The organism is Burkholderia sp. AU45251 (genome assembly GCF_030482905.1).
GTDB classification, from domain to species: Bacteria; Pseudomonadota; Gammaproteobacteria; order Burkholderiales; family Burkholderiaceae; genus Burkholderia; species Burkholderia aenigmatica.
Genome location: NZ_JAUJQH010000007.1, coordinates 46547 through 63492 on the forward strand (window position 1 = coordinate 46547; position 16946 = coordinate 63492).

Consider the following 16946-nt stretch of genomic DNA (forward strand, 5'->3'; position numbering starts at 1 on the left):
AGGGTCAACGGCGAGGCTTCCGCACTTCGTCGAGCATGCGGGCCAGCGAGGCCCCGAGAACGCGACGTTCCTCGACGGACAAGCGGCCGAGCACGGCCTGCCCGGCCTGGGCGAGCACCGACGGGATCTGCCGGGCGAGCGCGAGGCCGGCGGGCGTCAGCGACAGGTTCCGCGTGCGGCGATCGTCGCTGCCCGGACGGCATACGACCCATTCGCGGTTGGGCAGATCGTGCACCAGGCGCGAGATCCGGCTCGTACCGCAGCCGAGCGCCTTCGCGAGATCCTGTTGCGAGACGGTGCCGCCCCCCGCGAGCTGGACGAGCACGCTACCCTGCGAGAAGGAGATCCCGAGTGTCGTCAACATGCGCTGGTCGAGCATGCGCTCGATCGAGACACGGATGTCCAGCAGCAACCGGAAGCTGTCGACGTGGCACGGTGTGCCACCTCGGCTGAAGGACAAAAAGTTCTCGAACATACTCGGCATCACCCTGCATTCGACGCGACACGCGCATCCGGTCGATTTCCACCACCGTGCGCGCTGGGCAAGGTGCGGTTTCGATGGTAAGCGTGCGGGGCCGGCGGGAAAATTGGAAAATCCGACAATGCGATTGTCGATATTCACAACGCGACCGGTCGCGGTCATGCCGCCGCCAAGCAAATCCGCGATACTTTCGCCTACGCAGGCACAGCACCGCGCTGTGCCTGTCCATTCCATTGCGACCCAAGCCGACCATGCCAGTCATCGTTCCCACCCTCAGCTCGCGCCTGCGCGACAAGCTTGCCGAGCTCGCGGACGACCGTGCCGTGATCGTCGAGAGCGCGTATGCAATCCTGATGAAGCTCGAGGGCTACCGGGACCTTGCCCCGACCGTCCGGAACGACATCTTCGAAACGATGTCGCTGCAGACGGATCTCTGCCTCCGGTCGTTGCTGACGGGGAAGCCCTGTTCGGCGGAGGTCATCGACGCGTTGCAGGAATCGGCGCGGCGTCGCGTGCACCAGAATGTGCCGCTGCAGTCGATCCTGCGTGCGTATCAGCTCGGCGCGCGCGAGATCTGGCGGGTGAGCGCCGAGGTCGGCCGGGCCGACCCGGCACTCGCCGAGGAATTGCTGTTCGACGTGTCGCCGTATCTGTTCGACTTCTTCGACGAGCAGGCGCAGATCACCGCGCAAGCCTATCTGGCCGAGCAGCACCAGCAAGCCTGGTGGCGTGAATCGCTGCTGCATCAGTTCCGCGACGTGATCTTCCATGCGTCCGGCGATGCTGCGATGTTTGCGGAGCTGGCCGCCGCACTCGGACTGGATGCCACGTCACCGCGCGTCGCACTCGCGATCGACGCCGATCTCCGGGATCTTCCGCCGGTTGTCCGGTACGACGAACTCGAACGGCTCGTCCTGATTGCGGCACGGCATCTGGACGTGGCGCGGGAGGCGCTCGTGCATGCGTGGCATCGCGAACGGCTGGTGATCTGGGTGCCGTGCACGCGCGGCGATACGCTCAGCCGCTGCGACCAGATCGTCGCCGAGCGGGCGGCGCGCCTCGTCGGTGCGGAACCGCGCATGCGCAACATCGGGATCGGCCTGATGAATCATGGCGCGGACGGCTGGGCTGCGTCGGTCACCGAGGCGCTGAAGGCCGTCGACTTTGCGCCGCGCGACGGGCAGTCCCGCAGGATCCACCGATATTCGTCGATGGCGATCGAGGAAAGCGTGCGCGGCACGCCCAACGTGCTGCGCTACCTGGTGTCGCTGATCGAGCAGTTGTCGGGCGAGGCGGATCTGATCGCGACGCTCGCCGCCTATTTCGAGAGCGGGCAGCGGCGCAGGGTGACGGCCGAGCGCCTGAACATTCATCCCAATACGCTGATCCATCGGCTGGAGCGCATCGAAACCGTGCTGGGCGCGTCGCTCGACGATCCGGGGTGGATCGCGCAACTCGACATCGCGCTCAAACTGAGGCACGCCACGTCCGGATGCGCGGCACCCGAGCCGACCGAAGCCGAACCGAAACCGCGGCGAGGGCGCGCCAGCGCGAAATGACCGGCCGGGGCGGCGCGTCGGGCCGCGTCACGCGTTGTCGCGTACCGCCATCGCGAGCGGCATCATCGCCGGCCCGATGGAAGCGAGCAGGCGCTCTTTCGATACGCCGTCGCGGGATTGCACGGAAATGCCGTGCAACTGCGTCGCATAGAAATCGGCCAGCGCCTTGATGTCGGTGCCGCGCGCGAGCTGCCCCTGCTCGGCTGCGAGTTGCAGGCGCTCGGCGATCGATTGCGTGCGTGCACGCCGATGGGCGGCCAGCCATTCCATGACGCCTTCGTTTTCGGCCGAGTAGTTGGTCGCGGCGGAGACCACCATGCAGCCGTGCGGCTGGCCACGCCTGGTATAAGCGGCGACGGCGTCGCGCAGCATCCGCTCGACGGCCGCGCGGACATCGGTTTCCTCGCCGAGCGCACGATCGGCGAAGCCGCCTTCGCCTTGTTCGTAGAGCGCAATGGCCTCCTGGAACAGGGCCTCCTTGCTGCCGAACGCGGCATAGATACGCGCTGACGCGATACCCATCGCTTCGACCAGGTCGGACATCGACGTGCCTTCGTAGCCGCGTCGCCAGAACGCGAGCATCGCGCGTTTCAGCGCCATGTCGCGATCGAATTCTCTCGGTCGTCCTGCCATATCCCTTTCGTCCGTCGTCACATCGTGCGCCGATTTTATCGCGCGTCGTGTTGACACGCGCCGTTCCGCTATTCTATTCTTTGTCGATCAACAAACAATAGGAGTTGATCATGCGTACCCTCAAGGGCCCCAGTCTCCATCTCGCCCAGTTCGCCGACGATGCGGCGCCGTTCAACAGCTTGCCGAACATCGCTCAATGGGCGGCCGGCGTCGGCTTCAAGGCGCTGCAGATTCCCGCGTGGGACGGCCGGCTGTTCGACGTGGAGACCGCTGCGGAAAGCCAGGTCTATTGCGATGACATGAAGGGCATGCTGGCCGAACACGGGCTGGAGATCAGCGAACTGACCACGCACATCTTCGGGCAACTGGTCGCCGTGCATCCCGCGTACGACGCCATGTGCGACAACTTCGCGCCCGAAGCCGTGCGCGGCAATCCGGCCGCGCGCACCGCATGGGCGCTGGATCGGCTCAAGCTGGCCGCGCGGGCTTCACGCCGCCTGGGGCTGACCGACATGGGCTCCTTTTCGGGGTCGTTCGCGTGGCCGTACCTGTTTCCGTTCCCGCAACGGCCCGCCGGCCTGATCGAGACGGCCTTCGACGAACTGGCGCGCCGCTGGCGGCCGATTCTCGACGTCTGCGATGAAAACGGCGTCAACCTCTGCTACGAGATCCACCCCAGCGAAGACCTGCACGACGGCGTCAGTTTCGAGCGCTTCCATGCGCTGGTCGGCCAGCACGCACGCTGCAAGATGCTGTTCGATCCCAGCCATTTCGTGCTGCAGCAACTGGACTATCTGGCGTACATCGATATCTATCGCGAGCACATCCGCATGTTCCATGTGAAGGATGCCGAGTTTCTGCCTTCGGGCCGTCAGGGCATCTACGGCGGCTACAGTTCGTGGCTGGAGCGTGCCGGCCGTTTCCGCTCGCTCGGCGACGGTCAGGTCGACTTCAAGGCGATTTTTTCGAAATTTGCTCAGTACGACTACGCAGGGTGGGCGACCCTCGAGTGGGAATGCTGCCTCAAGGATCAGGAGGACGGCGCGCGCGAAGGCGTCGCGTTCATCAACGACCACATCATCCGGGTGACGGAGCGCGTCTTCGACGACTTCGCCGGTGCCGTCGTCAACCAACAGCAAATCCACGACATGCTCGGCATCGCCTGAGCCGGCCCCCATTGCGAGGAACCATCGATATGTCCGCTCAATTTCAGTCGTCGTTAGCCGGCGCTCAAAGCTTTGCCCATCAATACGTCCGCATCGACGGCCAGCGCATTCATTGCGTCACGGCCGGCGCAGGCACACCGGTGCTGCTGATTCCGGGATGGCCGCAAACCTGGTACGCATGGCGTCATGTGATGCAGGCGCTCGCCGCGCGCGGCTTCATGGCCATCGCGGTTGATCCGCCCGGCACCGGCTATTCCGACCGGCCGGAGGCGGGTTACGACACGGGGCGCACGGCGGCGGCGCTGCATCGCGTGATGGCGCAGCTCGGCTTCGACGTGTACCAGGTGGCCGGCCACGACGTCGGCATGTGGGTGGCCTATGCGCTGGCGAGCGACCGGCCCGAGGCCGTGAAGTCGCTGGCGCTGACGGAGGCGGTGATTCCGGGGCTCGCGCCCGCGCCGTCGATCTTCGCTCCGCCGGAAGAGAACATCTTCCTGTGGCATTTCATGTTCAACCAGCTGGCCGATTTGCCCGAGACGCTGATTGCCGGACGTGAGCGGGCCTATCTGGAGTTCATGTTCAACCGCTGGTCGTTCCGGCGCGATTGCGTGGCCGTCGACGTGTATATCGACGCCTATTCGGCGCCGGGCGGCTTGCGCGGCGGCTTCTCCTATTACCGTGCGATTCCGGAGACGATCCGGCAGAACCAGGCGCGGGCGCAGCGCAAGCTGGCGATGCCGGTGCTTGCCATCGGTGCCGAACACGCCACCGGCGATGCGCCGCTGGTCACGATGCGCGATAACGCGACGGATCTGCAGGGGGCGGTCGTGCCCGATTGCGGCCACTTCATCATGGAAGAGGCGCCCGACGCGTTCATCGGCCATCTGCTGCCGTTCCTGGAGCGGAGTCGCTGACCATGCCGATCGACGCCAACATCGCCGCGCTGCTGGAACAATTGGCTGGGGTCGAGCCGCCCGCGTCGCTGGACGCGTTGCGGCAGGCCACCGATACGACACTGCGGCACTGGCATGGACCGCTGGAAGCGGTCGACCGTACGGAAACCTTCTCGGTGCCGACGCGCGACGGGCGGCAGATTCGCGTGCGGGCTTATTGGCCAGCAGTCACGTCGGCGTGCGCGGCAGGCCAGCCGGCGATCGTCTATGCGCACGGCGGCGGATGGTGCCTCGGCACGCTCGAGCTTTACGACAATCCTTGCTGCGCGCTGGCCAACGCGACGCAATGTGTCGTGCTGTCGGTCGATTACCGGCTTGCACCGGAGCACCGGTTTCCGGTCCCGCTGGAGGATTTCTACGATGCGCTGGACTGGGTAGTCGGCGAGGCGTCCGGCCTGGGGCTGGACCCGGCGCGCATCGCCGTCGGCGGCGACAGTGCCGGAGGAAACCTGGCGGCGGCTGTCTGCCTCGTCGCACGGGAGCACGGCGGCCCGTCGATCGCGCATCAGCTGTTGCTGTACCCGCCGCTGGATGTGTCGATGAGCACGACGTCCTATCGGACTTGCGGGCAGGGCTACTACCTGACGCAAGAGATCATGCGGTATTGCTTCGATCTGTACCTGGCCGATGCGGACGACGGCAGCTCATCCTGCGTGTCGCCGCTGCGGGCGGCGTCGCTCGAGGGTTTGCCACCGGCCACGTTGCTGGCGTGCGAGTACGACCCGGTGCGCGACGATGCGCTCGCGTATGCCGAGCGATTGGGGGAAGCCAGCGTGCCGGTCGATTGCGTCGTGCTGCCGGGGATGATCCATGCGTGCATCCATATGGCCGGCGTGACGCCGGCAGCCCGCCGGGTGTTCGACGTGGCCGGCGCGCAGATGCGCAGGGCGTTCCGGCGGTGAGCGCATGGCCGAAGGGTGCGTGCGCGAACTTGGGAAGACCGCCGCGTTCGATGGATTTCCTGTCTGGCAGGCCACGCAGTCGACGGATTGACGTCCGACAGCAGGTTGACTAGATTCGTCACATGAACGCACTTTTCTTCACGACCACGACTACCACCACGACCGCCAATGGCGGGCCGGGAGGAGGTTGCGTGTCGTAGTCCAGTGTGTCGAACCCACCCCAAGCCCCGCCGGAAACGGACGGGGCTTTTTTCATGCTCCGTCAGGCCGGCATCGAACGTCAGCGGAGAACATGATGGAAGATTGCGATCGGCGGGTGTCCGGCGACAGAGTCGACTCGTTTCGCCAGAAGCCAAACAAGCCGGCCGCGTGGCTCACCGGAATCACGGAGGGCGTGCCGGCGTCGACGCGCGTCCTGCTGATCTTCCAGTTCCTGGTGAACCTGTCGGTGTTCGGATCGCTGCCGCTGCTTGCGGCGTTCCTGGACATGGAGCGTCATCTGGATGCGAGTAGCGTCGCCAGCGTGCTGACGGTGAATCTGCTGGCGAGCCGGCTGCTGCCGCTCGTGCTGGGGGCGTCGACGGATCGCTTCAGCAGTCGCGTGCTGACCATGCTCGGCCTGCTTTGCCGCGCGACGGGGTTCGTCGGATTCGCGTTTGCGCGGTCGCTGCCGGGCCTGCTGCTGTGGGCGTGCCTGTCCGGGCTGGGCGCCGCGCTTTACGAAACGACCGCGTATTCGATCTTCGGCTCGCTCGATGGCGCCGTGCGTCCCAAGGTGTTCGCGCTGAACAATCTCGCGCTCAATCTCGGCGCGCTGATCGGCCCGGCGTTGCTGTTCGTCGTGCCGAACACGAACGGGGCACTGCCGTTTCTGGTGAGCGGCGCGGTGTTCGCGGCGCTCGCGCTGATTGCACCGTGGATCGCGGGGCGAAGCAGGCGCACCGCGGTCGCAGTGCGCCCGCTGCGCGGTGTGCTGGTCGCGTTTGGCGACAGGCGGTTTCGCCGGCTCTGCTGGGCACTTGTCCCGTTCTGGACCGTGTATACGCAGATTTACGTGTTCATTCCGTTGACCTTTTCGCATGGCGCACACGGCTATAACGGCGTGAGACCGTTCTACATCGCGAATGCGCTGATCGGAATCGCCACCGCGTGGCTCGGCATGGGCTGGTTTCAGCGCACGAACTGGCGCGCGATGATGGTGATCGGGCATGCCGCGTTGTGCGGCTGCTTTGCGATGGCGGCACTGCTGTTCGCTCGCGATCGGGGCGCGGATGCGTCGCTCGTGATCCTGATCGTCATTGCGATCGTCTTCACGTTTGGCGAAAGCCTGATTCTTCCCGCGTCGAACATTGCGCTCGCCGACCTGACGACGGACGGCAATGCCGGCAGCTATTTCGGCGCGTCGGCGATTTCGTGGGCGATCGGCGGGTTGCTCGGCAATTTCATCGGCAGCATCGCCGCAGGCTGGACGGCGCTCACGCCGGGATGGATCCTCTTTATGGGAATCGCGTTGGCCGGTCTGCTCGCATTCTGCAGGCAGCGGCCGGCATAGCCAGCGCGACGGTCGATGTCATGTGAGCGACCTGCGCCGCCGAACCCGCGCCTTTGCACACTTGAACCACAGTCGCAGCGCACCGACACCGCCCGCGACCGGAATCCTCGGCAACAGGAACCGGTCGTCGTGCGCATCGGCGCAGCCGCGCCGCGTCGTCGTCGCGTGGCGGTAACCCGCGGCGGCGACCTGGTCGCGCACGCGCGGGTCCAGATCGCCGTACGGATAGCAGAACGATTCGACCGGCTGGCCGCTCAACGCTTCGAGCCGCCGCTTCGATTCGGCGATTTGCACCTCCGACACGTGCGCCGGCACGTGCGACAGCGCGACGTGATCGAGCGTATGCGAACCGATTTCATGGCCGCGATCGCGCCAGGCGAGCATGTCCGCGCACGTCATGAGCGGCGAGCATGCGGTATCGGCGCCCGCATCCCAGTCGTTCTCGCCGCCGAACCGGCCGGCGACGAAGTAGCAGGTCGCGGTGAAGCCGAGCTCGTCCAGCACGGGCATCGCATGCGTCAGCACGTTGAGAAAGCCGTCGTCGAACGAAATGCCGAAGACCTTCCCGCTGCGCTCGCCGCGCAGATACGGCTGCAGTTCGCGCACGCTCAGGCCGCGGTAACCGAGCCGCCTGAACAGCGTCATCTGGCGGCGGAACGCGTCGGGCGCGACGCTCAGGCTGCGCAGCCGGTCGGGCGGCGGCGGCAGCGTGCGGATCTGGTGATACATCAGGATCGGGTAGCGCGGGGCGGACAGCAGCATGAGCGGCTCGCGAGGTCGGGGAATTACGCCGCTTTGCGGAAAATCCGCAGGGTCTTGAAGTCGCCGACTTCGACGAAATCGGCATTCGCCGCCCATTGCTCGATGATCGGCTCGGCCTGCCGGTACGCCGACGAGCCCTTGTAGAACAGCAGGTGACCTTCGCGCGCGGTATGGCGTGCGAACAGGGTGAGCACTTCGGCGTCGGTCTTCGCACCGTAAAGGCTGTTCTTCTCGTTGCGGAATTCGCACAGATGGAACAGCGTGACGACGTCGAACGCCGGCAGCAGGTCGGAATTGCTCGTATAGATGTCGCCGAAATAGGCCAGATAGGTCTTGCTGACTTCCGGTAGCCGCGTGACGAGATCGACGTACGACTTGTATTCCTTCGGCGATGCCGTGACGCCGAAGACGGTGTTGTTCAGGTGCGGCCGCGCGCATTCGAGGCCGACATGATGATGGCCGCCGGTGCCGAAGTGATAGATGCGGATGCCGTTGAGGCGAACGGATTCCAGCCATTCGATGAAGTGCACGTCGCACGGGCACTCCCGCGTGCGCAGGTCCCAGTATTTCTTCCAGATGTTCATGGCCATTAAACGGACCTCAAGGAGGTTGCTCGACGATAGGGGTTGTGTCGAATCGATTTCTGATAGATGGACAGTGTCGCGTCGACGAATCGTTCGAACGAGAACTCGCGTTTGCCCTTCAGCCGTGCGTTGCGCCCCATCACGGCCACGCACCCGGGTTCGCGCACGATCGCGCGCAGGATTGCCTCGATCGCCTCGGGCTCGCGCGGCGGAACCACCCAGCCGTCCACGCCCGGTTCGACGTTCTCGGGCAGCCCGCCCACCCGCGTGACGATCGCGGGGCAGCCGAGCGCCATCGCTTCGCGGCACGCGTACGACAGGCTCTCGTAGTACGACAGCACGAACGACACGTCGACGATCGAGAACGGCGTCCGCACGTCGTCGACGCGGCCGGTGAAAGCGGTGCGCGCGGCCATGCGGTGGTGCGCGATCTGTTCGCGTTGCTCGCCGGTCGGCTCCGTGCCGACCAGCAGCACGCGAAACCGCTCGCGCTCGTGTTCGGGCAAGCGGCCCAGCGCCGCGATCAGGTCCATCCAGCCTTTTTCCGGCGCGGTGCCGGCGCTGCTGCCCAGCACGATCGCGTCCGCGGCGGACGGCCCGAACAACGCGATCTTGCGGCGCCGAATTTCGTCGCCGGCCAGCCGTTCGGCAGCCTGCCGGCGCACGCCGTGCTTGACGACCGTGACGTTTCCATACGGCGACTGGCGCGCCAGCATGCCTGCCACGTAATCGCTGACCGCGATGGTGTGGTCGGTGGCCAGCCGGGCGCGCAGCACGTTGCCGAAGCTGTCGGCGCGATAGGTGTTGTGCTTGGTGAGCACCACCGCGGGCCGATACCGGCAGCCGAGCAGCGCGAGCATCACCTGCCGGTGATCGGCGGCCCCATTGACATGGATGACGTCGAAGCGCTCGGCGACGATCCGCTGGCGCAGCCGGACGACTTCCTGGCACAGCCGGTTCCAGCGTGGCTTGAATTCCATGTCGAAGATGGCCACGTCGGGACTGTCCTTCAACAGTCGCGACAGGCGGCTGCCTTCCGGCGACGCGACGGTCACGCGATGATGCCGGCTCATCGCGCCAGCGAGATCGCGGACGTAGGTGTCCTGGCCGCCGCCATAGTCGCCGTGGAAGTTGGTGTACAGAATGTTCATCACGATGCCGCCTTTCCTCGCTCAATCATTGGGCAGGACTGCTGAGAAAATAAATGCCCCAGCCCGTAGAAAGCAATGACTCGAACCCGGTGCCGCGTTGCCGATGCGTGATTGCGCATCGACGCCCGGGCGTGGCGGCAACGCGAATCGTTTCAAAATATTACAGAAGCATTACGTGCCGTAGTGTCAAGGTCTGCGCATCTTTGTGAGGATGTGTCGCGATCGCTGGCGGTGTCGTCACGCGGTGTGACGCCGCCGGGGAGGCGGGGGAAGTCCGGCGACGCGTGACCCGTGGCGGCCCTGGCGCGGACGACGATATGGCGCGATTACCCCCAGGTCGCGCAGGAAGCGGGCTGGATCGCGACAAAACCCGCCTTTTCGACGACATCCGGACGCAGATCAACCTGACTGACTTTCAGATTTGAAAGCCGGGGGGCCATTTGCGTTAGAATGCCCCCCCTTGTCCGCCATGGCGACCGCCAACGGCGGACTTGTCGCACCCAGAGAGACGTGGGTTTCGATTCGTAGCCGGGCGCGAAAGATGTGCCAGCCGTTAGCAACATAAGCTTTGTGATTTGGATTACTAATGAAGAAGAAGCACAACATCACCAAGTACATCGTTGTCGCGATGATTCTTGGTATCGCAGTGGGTTACGCCTGTCATAGCGCGTTTCCCGACCCGAACATGGCGAAGGAGGTCGCCGGCTACGTGTCGTTGCTGTCCGACGTGTTCCTGCGCCTGATCAAGATGATCATCGCGCCGCTGGTATTCGCGACACTGACCGTCGGCATTGCGCAGATGGGTGACGGCAGCGCGGTGGGCCGCGTCGGCGTCAAGGCGTTCGGCTGGTTCTTCATCGCATCGTTCACGTCGTTGCTGCTCGGCCTGCTGACCGCAACGATCCTGCAACCGGGCAGCCATCTGAGCCTGCCGCTGCCGGCGTCCGATGCGTCCCTCGGCCTGAAGACGGGCGCCTTCACGCTGAAGGACTTCGTGGTCCACCTGGTGCCGAAGTCGATCGCGGAAGCGATGGCGAACAACGAAATCCTGCAGATCGTCGTCTTCTCGATCTTCTTCGGTACCGCGCTGTCCGCGCTCGGCGAATCGGGCAAGCGCCTGACCGGTGTAATCGACGATCTCGCGCAGGTGATGCTGAAGGTGACGGGCGCCGTGATGTGGTTCGCGCCGGTCGCGGTGTTCGCGGCGCTGGCGTCGACGATCACGACCCAGGGGCTCGGCATCCTGCTCACGTTCGCGAAGTTCATGGCGAGCTTCTATCTGGCACTGGCGCTGCTGTGGGGCGTGCTGACGCTCGCCGGCGTGGTGTTCCTCGGCAAGCGGGCATTCACGCTGATCCGGCTGATCCGCGAGCCGTTCCTGCTGTCGTTCGCGACGGCGAGCTCCGAAGCCGCCTATCCGAAGCTGCTGGACGCGCTGGACCGCTTCGGCGTGAACCGCAAGATCTCGAGCTTCGTGCTGCCGATCGGCTATTCGTTCAACCTCGACGGCTCGATGATGTACTGCACGTTCGCGGTGCTGTTCATCTCGCAGGTGTACGGCATCCATCTGCCGCTGGGCACGCAGATCACGATGCTGCTGATGCTGATGGTCACGTCGAAGGGGATGGCGGGCGTGCCGCGCGCGTCGCTGGTCGTGATCGCGGCGACGCTCAACCAGTTCAACATGCCGGAAGCCGGGTTGCTGCTGATCATGGGCGTCGACATGTTCCTCGACATGGGGCGTTCGGCCACCAACGCGGTCGGCAACTCGATCGCGGCGGCCGTGGTCGCGAAGTGGGAAGGGCAGCTCGACGATCCGCGCGACGATGACGATCCGGGCAACGGACGCGTCATGAAGGTGAAAGTGCCGGAAACCTCGGCATCGGCATGATGCGCGGCAGTGCGGCAGCGCAGCGTTAGTAGCGCGTTGCCTGCCCTTTGAGCATGGATGATCGCCGGCCTGGATTCGATACGGATTCAGGCCGGCGATTTTGTTTGGTGCCGTGATTCCGCCTTGAATGCGGTGGTTTTGCCCGATTCCCTGAAACCGGCATTCGCCGTTTCAATCAGTCGTCGTTGAACGCGCGGCGATATTCCCGCAGGCACGAGCCTGATTTTCTCCTCCCCGATTCGACGTGTAAGTGACCATTCACTGTCGCGCCGTCGCGCGCGCCATCAGCGTGGATGGGCGCGACCGGCAATGCAATCGAAGCCGAACCGGTGAAAAGCGCAACGTCGCGAGCGATTCGCAATTTTTTTCTATTTATATAACGCTATTCTCGCGCTGCGCATTATCGAACGCATGCTGCACGTAATACCGACTGCGCCGGATGATTCAGGGGAAGAATTTACGCATCGCGGTTTTCAAGCCATCCGGCCGGCCCTTCAGGTGAAGGTTCGCACCATTCAGGAGAGCATCCGTCATGGTCGCCAGACAACGGTTTCAGGCTGCGCTTTTCGCCGCAGCGATCGCCGCGATTACCCCTTCCGTTCACGCACGCAACACCACCGACTGGCTGGCGAACACGTACGGCACGCTTGCGGCCCACGTCGGCAACGTCGCGCGCGCGATGTGGGTTGCGCCCGAAGGCGTGATCTATACGGCGTCGATGTGGGACGAGGATGAAGGCGGTGTCGCGATCTACCAGAACGGCAAGGGCGCCGGCTCGATCGGCACGCACTCGGAGTTCCAGGGCAGCGCGATCACAGGCAACGCGACCTCGCTGTTCGTCGCGCTGCAGCCCGGCAAGACCTACGGCAGCGGCGCGGTGGGGCGCTACAACCGCGCGACGAAGTATCGCGACCGCGTCATCCAGGTCAGCGCGGCGACCAACCAGCCGCGCATCGACGTCGTCACCGGGCTCGCGACGGCCGGCTCGCTGCTCTATGCGAGCGACTTCTACGGCAATCGCGTGCGCGTGTTCACCACCGACGGCGTGTGGCAGCGGGACATCAGCGTATCGGCGCCGGGCGCGCTCGCGGTGGACGCGGCGGGCAACGTGTGGGTCGCGCAGAAGAGCGCGGGCTCGATCGTCGGCTTCAGCCCGACCGGCGCGCTGCTGAACACGATCCGGATGCCGGCCGGGTCGCAGCCGTCGGCGCTGTATTTCGATGCGGCGGCCGGGCAGCTGCTGGCGGGCGACGAAGGCCCCGACCAGAACATCAAGCGCTATACGGTGGCGGGCCGGCCCGCGCTGGCCGGCACGTTCGGCGTGCGCGGCGGTTATCTCGACACGACCACGGGCATCAAGGGGCAGGTCGGTGCGCAGCGCTTCACGCGCATCGTCGGGATCGGCAAGGACACCGGCGGCAATCTCTATGTGCTCAACAATCCGTGGGGCGGCAGCTGGGATCTCGGCCGCAACGGCGCGACCGACATTCATGCGTACAGCAGCACCGGCAGCCTGCGGTGGACGCTGCAGTCGCTGAACTTCGAAGGGATCGCCGCGCCGGACCCGGTCACCGACGGCGCGCTGTTCTACGGCGCCACGCACGTGTACGGCGGCGGCGCGGGCGGCACGTTCGTCGCGAACACGGTCGATCCGTTCACGTATCCGTCCGATCCGCGCATCAACATGAGCGACACGCAGCGCGACGAGCATTTCGGGCTGCTCACGTCGGTCGGCGCGAACCGGATCCTCGTCGCGGCCGGCCAGAACCCGCCGGTCTTCTACTTCTTCCACTTCAACGCGGCGAACGGCTACATCGCGATCCCGGACGGCTCGATTCCGGGCCCGGCGTTCAACACGACGCGGCGCGTGACGAGCGGCTTCAGCATCGACAGCAAGGGCGGCGTGTGGGCCGGCCTCGACAAGACCGGCGCGATTACCCACTATCCGCTGACCGGCTTCGACGCGAGCGGCAAGCCGTCGTGGGGGCCGGGCGTCGCGACTCGCGTGCCTGACAGCATCCAGCCGCTCACGCGCATCGTGTATCTCGCGGACAGCGACACGATGGTGCTCGCCCAGGGCGCCATCGGGAGCAACGACTGGACGTCGATCGGCACGCGCATCGAGGTGTATCACGGCTGGAGCGCGGGCAACACGACGAAGCCGGACCCGGTGATCACGCTGCCGCACAGCGGCGCGAAATCGATCGACGCGGTGGGCAACCATCTGTTCGTCGGCTACTGGTTCAGCAGCAGCGGGCCGCTGTGGCCGAACGTCGACGCGTTCAACCTCACCACCGGCAATCTCGACACCACGCTGGTCAACGCGAGCCCGGCAACCGTCGATACCAGCAGCGCGATCGATGCGATGTACAGCATCCGCGCATACCGCCGATCGAACGGCGAGTACGTGGTGATGAAGAACAACGTGAAAGGCAACAGCATCACCGTGTACCGGTGGACGCCCTGACGTTGATGAGGCATGCGCGGCCGCCTCGACCTCGGTCGGCGGCCGGGCTGGCGAAGCCATGATGTGATTCATCGCGGTTTCGCGCGATTTCCATGGCGCTTCCACTGAATTTTCACATCTCACGTTCGTAATGACCGGCGTGCGCAATGCGCGCTTCACCGCCCGCCGGGCGGCTGTCCCCAACCACAAGACGCGAAAAATCGCTTCCGGGCACAATGACAGCGGCACCGGCAGGCACTGCGCGTGCCCATGACGATGAACCGAATCGACTGGATGGTTGCACCGGCGCTTTGCCGCGCCGGAGCATGTGCGCGGCCGTCCCATGCCGCGTTTTTTGAGCCGAAGTGACGAAAAGATGAAGACGAAAACCACACCGAACCGCCTGTTGCTGATCGCTGCGCTGGCTGGCGCGCTGAGCGGTACTGTCCACGCAGAGACGGCAGCGACCACGGCGACCACGGCGACCGTTGCGACGGTCAACGGCACGCCGATCATGCAGGCGGACGTCGATACGTTGCTGCGCGCGTCCGGGCAACCCGACTCGCCGCAGATCCGTCAGGCGATCAAGAATCAGCTGATCACGCGCGTGCTGATTCAGCAGGCGGCCGAGAAGGCGAATTATGCCGACAAGCCCGAGGTCAAGGCGGCGGTGCAGCAGGCGAAAGTGAATGCCGAAGTGCAGCTTTACCTGCGCGACAACGTGAAGCCCGCGCCGGTGACCGACGAGCAGGTCAAGGCGCGCTACGACGAACTCGTGGCCGCGCTCGGCAAGAACGAATACAAGCCGCGCCTGATCGTCGTCCAGGATCCGATGACGGCCGCGACGGTGCTGAGCGAACTGAAGGCGGGCAAGTCGTTCGACGGGCTGGCGCGCCAGTACAGCATGGCGCCGAGCCGCGATACCGGCGGCGAGTTGCCGTGGGTGAGCTTCAACACGCCGGCGACGGAAGGCAAGACGTCCGGCTTGCCGCTGCCGGTCGCGCAGGCGCTCGAGAAATTGAAGGTCGGCGCCGCGACGAACGATTCGATCCCGGTCGACGGCGTGCGGGCGATCGTGAAGCTGGATGCGAAGCGGCCGACGCAGGTGCCGGGCTTCGCGACCGCGAAGCCGGGGCTTCAGCAGCAATTGCAGGCGGCCGCCGTGGAGAAGGCGAGTGCGCAGATGATCGGCAACTTGCTGAAGGACGCGAAGATCACGCAGTAATGCGTCGGCGTCGACACGCCGGACGTCACGCGCGCCAGATCATGCTCGCGCTCGTGTCGGTTTCCGATTCGCTGTGGAAACCGAGCCGTTCGTAGAGCCGCCGCGCCGGGTTGCCGTGCAGCACGCTGAGCGACACGGGCACGTGCGCGTGTGCTGCGTCGTTCAGTAATGCGCTTAGTACGGCTTCGCCGATACCCCGGCCCTGGTGCGCGGGGAGGATCTGGATCTGGTGCACGTGCCACTCATCGGTGGCGCGTGTCACCTTCAGCAAGCCGATGGCTTCGTCGCCTTCGCAGACGATCATCGCATCGTCGAAATTCGCGCGAATGCGCCGGTCGTGCGCTTCGTCATCGGTCGGCGCGCCCACGCGTTGCAGGTGCTCGGTCATCGTGAGGCGACGCAGGTTCAACAGGAACGGCAGGTCGGCGGCAGACGCCGGGCGCAGGCGGATTGCGTGTGTCATCGGGCGGACTCGTTCGTTCGGGAATTCGGGATCGTCGACGGGAAGGTCGCCCCCCGCAGCGAATCATTCCCGATGGCGGGCAGCCGGTCAAAGGGCACAGCGCCAAATCTGGCGCGCATCCGCGGCCGATCATCCGGCGTGCCGGCCGGACGCCTTGTGCGCATCCGCGAGATTGGCAATCAGCGTGTCGATCACCACGCGTTTCAGGCTCGCGAGCGCGGAACGCGCATCGCCTCCACCCGCATGGACGCACACGTCGACTGACGGCAGCGGCGGCAGGCCGTCGCGCTCGCCGAGCTGCCGCAGCGTCGGCGGCACCCCCACCATCGTTCTTGCCGTAATGCCCAGTCCGCCCGCGACGCCGGCCCACAGGCTTTGCAGGCTGCCGGTCGTGTAAGCGAGCCGCCACGGGATCCCGGCGGTGTCGAGCGCATCGGTGCCGGCCTTGCGGAACAGGCACGGCGGTTTGTACAACGCGAGATCCAGCGGCGCGCCGGCGCGCGGACGCACGTCGATGCCATGCGGCCCGATCCACGCCATCGGCAGCGTGACCAGGTGTTCCGCGTCGACGCGATGCCCGCGGCCCATCGCGAGCACGATGTCGAGTTCGCCGCCATCGAGCCGGTCGAGCAACGCGCCGTTGCCGTCGACGACGATGTCGACGCGCACGCCCGGGTGCGTGCGTTTGAACTGGCCGAGCGCGACGGGCAGCCACGATTCGGCGAAGTCGCCAGGCAGCCCGAATCGCACGGCCCCGTCGATCGCCGCGCCGCGAATCGCACCGACCGCCTCGTCGTTGAGTTCGAGAATGCGGCGCGCATAGGACAGCATCAGTTCGCCGGCTTCGGTCGGCACGAGGCCGCGCCCCTGTCGGCGAAACAGCGGCTGGCCGATCTGCGTTTCGAGCTTGCGCATCTGCTGGCTGACCGCCGATTGCGATCGGCCGATCCGGTCGGCGGCGCGGTTGAGGCTGCCGAGCCGATCCGCGGCGATCAGCGTGCGGAGCGCATCCATGTCGAGATTCGGAAGCGTCATGATTCGGTTTTTCTTATAGATCGATTTCGAGTTATCGTATTTATTGCACATTTCCGTCGCTACCATCAAGTGAACCGGTCGTTCCGGTTCACGGGGATGCGCGCGAGACGCGGCTGCGGATGCCTGTGAGGTGGCTTCCCTTC

At 65.5% G+C, this 16946-nt stretch carries 15 protein-coding genes; 8 read left to right on the forward strand and 7 right to left on the reverse strand.

What is annotated here, in order from left to right:
- Nucleotides 1-4: 4 nt before the first annotated feature.
- Complete coding sequence (locus QZM67_RS16545) at nt 5-460, reverse strand: MarR family winged helix-turn-helix transcriptional regulator (RefSeq protein ID WP_301804894.1); 456 nt, start codon at nt 458-460, stop codon at nt 5-7.
- Between the two features lie 272 nt (nt 461-732).
- Between QZM67_RS16545 and QZM67_RS16550 the strand changes: the two genes are divergently transcribed.
- Nucleotides 733-2040 (forward strand): CdaR family transcriptional regulator, encoded by a 1308-nt coding sequence (locus QZM67_RS16550; protein WP_235995991.1) that lies wholly within the window; start codon nt 733-735, stop codon nt 2038-2040.
- 27 nt (nt 2041-2067) lie between these two features.
- On the opposite strand, the gene QZM67_RS16555 is transcribed toward QZM67_RS16550, so the two are convergent.
- The gene (locus QZM67_RS16555) at nt 2068-2673 is read right to left on the reverse strand and encodes a TetR/AcrR family transcriptional regulator (protein WP_301804895.1); all 606 of its coding nucleotides are present in this window, start codon (nt 2671-2673) and stop codon (nt 2068-2070) included.
- A 110-nt stretch (nt 2674-2783) separates the two neighbouring features.
- Here QZM67_RS16555 and QZM67_RS16560 point away from each other — a divergent pair, with 110 nt between their 5' ends.
- From QZM67_RS16560 to QZM67_RS16575, 4 genes are all read left to right on the forward strand, one after another.
- Nucleotides 2784-3839: a sugar phosphate isomerase/epimerase gene (locus QZM67_RS16560; RefSeq protein ID WP_301804896.1), complete on the forward strand. Its 1056-nt coding sequence runs from the start codon at nt 2784-2786 to the stop codon at nt 3837-3839.
- Nucleotides 3840-3868: 29 nt separating this feature from the next.
- The gene (locus QZM67_RS16565; RefSeq protein WP_301804897.1) at nt 3869-4753 is read left to right on the forward strand and encodes an alpha/beta fold hydrolase; all 885 of its coding nucleotides are present in this window, start codon (nt 3869-3871) and stop codon (nt 4751-4753) included.
- 2 nt (nt 4754-4755) lie between these two features.
- The gene (locus QZM67_RS16570) at nt 4756-5694 is read left to right on the forward strand and encodes an alpha/beta hydrolase (RefSeq protein ID WP_301804899.1); all 939 of its coding nucleotides are present in this window, start codon (nt 4756-4758) and stop codon (nt 5692-5694) included.
- 316 nt (nt 5695-6010) lie between these two features.
- The gene (locus QZM67_RS16575) at nt 6011-7246 is read left to right on the forward strand and encodes an MFS transporter (RefSeq protein WP_301804902.1); all 1236 of its coding nucleotides are present in this window, start codon (nt 6011-6013) and stop codon (nt 7244-7246) included.
- Between the two features lie 18 nt (nt 7247-7264).
- Here the strand turns inward: QZM67_RS16575 and QZM67_RS16580 are convergent, their stop codons facing one another.
- The 3 genes from QZM67_RS16580 to QZM67_RS16590 are packed head-to-tail and all read right to left on the reverse strand — an operon-like array spanning nt 7265 to nt 9743.
- A complete protein-coding gene (locus tag QZM67_RS16580; protein WP_301804904.1) occupies nt 7265-8008 on the reverse strand; it encodes a polysaccharide deacetylase family protein in 744 nt (247 codons plus the stop codon).
- Between the two features lie 23 nt (nt 8009-8031).
- On the reverse strand, nt 8032-8598 hold the full coding sequence (locus QZM67_RS16585) for a hypothetical protein (protein WP_301804906.1): 567 nt from the start codon (nt 8596-8598) through the stop codon (nt 8032-8034).
- Complete coding sequence (locus tag QZM67_RS16590; RefSeq protein WP_301805348.1) at nt 8598-9743, reverse strand: glycosyltransferase family 4 protein; 1146 nt, start codon at nt 9741-9743, stop codon at nt 8598-8600. Before QZM67_RS16590 ends, QZM67_RS16585 begins: the two co-directional genes overlap by 1 nt.
- A gap of 586 nt (nt 9744-10329) precedes the next feature.
- Between QZM67_RS16590 and QZM67_RS16595 the strand changes: the two genes are divergently transcribed.
- The 3 genes from QZM67_RS16595 (at nt 10330) to QZM67_RS16605 (ending at nt 15305) form a co-directional block, all read left to right on the forward strand.
- A complete protein-coding gene (locus tag QZM67_RS16595; protein WP_301804908.1) occupies nt 10330-11634 on the forward strand; it encodes a dicarboxylate/amino acid:cation symporter in 1305 nt (434 codons plus the stop codon).
- A gap of 532 nt (nt 11635-12166) precedes the next feature.
- Nucleotides 12167-14101 carry an SMP-30/gluconolactonase/LRE family protein gene (locus QZM67_RS16600; RefSeq protein WP_301804910.1) on the forward strand — a complete coding sequence of 645 codons (1935 nt, stop codon included), beginning with the start codon at nt 12167-12169 and terminating at the stop codon, nt 14099-14101.
- A gap of 355 nt (nt 14102-14456) precedes the next feature.
- Nucleotides 14457-15305: a peptidylprolyl isomerase gene (locus tag QZM67_RS16605; protein WP_301804911.1), complete on the forward strand. Its 849-nt coding sequence runs from the start codon at nt 14457-14459 to the stop codon at nt 15303-15305.
- Nucleotides 15306-15330: 25 nt separating this feature from the next.
- Here the strand turns inward: QZM67_RS16605 and QZM67_RS16610 are convergent, their stop codons facing one another.
- Entirely contained in the window at nt 15331-15768 is a 438-nt protein-coding gene (locus QZM67_RS16610) for an N-acetyltransferase (RefSeq protein ID WP_301804913.1), read from the reverse strand.
- A gap of 129 nt (nt 15769-15897) precedes the next feature.
- A complete protein-coding gene (locus tag QZM67_RS16615) occupies nt 15898-16803 on the reverse strand; it encodes a LysR substrate-binding domain-containing protein (RefSeq protein WP_301804915.1) in 906 nt (301 codons plus the stop codon).
- Nucleotides 16804-16946 lie beyond the last annotated feature (143 nt).

Bases quoted from the DNA above. Each gene is read 5' to 3' on its own strand.
- QZM67_RS16550 (WP_235995991.1), top strand. From the start codon at position 733: ATGCCAGTCATCGTTCCCACCCTCAGCTCGCGCCTGCGCGACAAGCTT.
- QZM67_RS16555 (WP_301804895.1), bottom strand. From the start codon at position 2,673: ATGGCAGGACGACCGAGAGAATTCGATCGCGACATGGCGCTGAAACGC.
- QZM67_RS16560 (WP_301804896.1), top strand. From the start codon at position 2,784: ATGCGTACCCTCAAGGGCCCCAGTCTCCATCTCGCCCAGTTCGCCGAC.
- QZM67_RS16565 (WP_301804897.1), top strand. From the start codon at position 3,869: ATGTCCGCTCAATTTCAGTCGTCGTTAGCCGGCGCTCAAAGCTTTGCC.
- QZM67_RS16570 (WP_301804899.1), top strand. From the start codon at position 4,756: ATGCCGATCGACGCCAACATCGCCGCGCTGCTGGAACAATTGGCTGGG.
- QZM67_RS16580 (WP_301804904.1), bottom strand. From the start codon at position 8,008: ATGCTGCTGTCCGCCCCGCGCTACCCGATCCTGATGTATCACCAGATC.
- QZM67_RS16585 (WP_301804906.1), bottom strand. From the start codon at position 8,598: ATGGCCATGAACATCTGGAAGAAATACTGGGACCTGCGCACGCGGGAG.
- QZM67_RS16590 (WP_301805348.1), bottom strand. From the start codon at position 9,743: ATGAACATTCTGTACACCAACTTCCACGGCGACTATGGCGGCGGCCAG.
- QZM67_RS16595 (WP_301804908.1), top strand. From the start codon at position 10,330: ATGAAGAAGAAGCACAACATCACCAAGTACATCGTTGTCGCGATGATT.
- QZM67_RS16600 (WP_301804910.1), top strand. From the start codon at position 12,167: ATGGTCGCCAGACAACGGTTTCAGGCTGCGCTTTTCGCCGCAGCGATC.
- QZM67_RS16605 (WP_301804911.1), top strand. From the start codon at position 14,457: ATGAAGACGAAAACCACACCGAACCGCCTGTTGCTGATCGCTGCGCTG.
- QZM67_RS16610 (WP_301804913.1), bottom strand. From the start codon at position 15,768: ATGACACACGCAATCCGCCTGCGCCCGGCGTCTGCCGCCGACCTGCCG.
- QZM67_RS16615 (WP_301804915.1), bottom strand. From the start codon at position 16,803: ATGACGCTTCCGAATCTCGACATGGATGCGCTCCGCACGCTGATCGCC.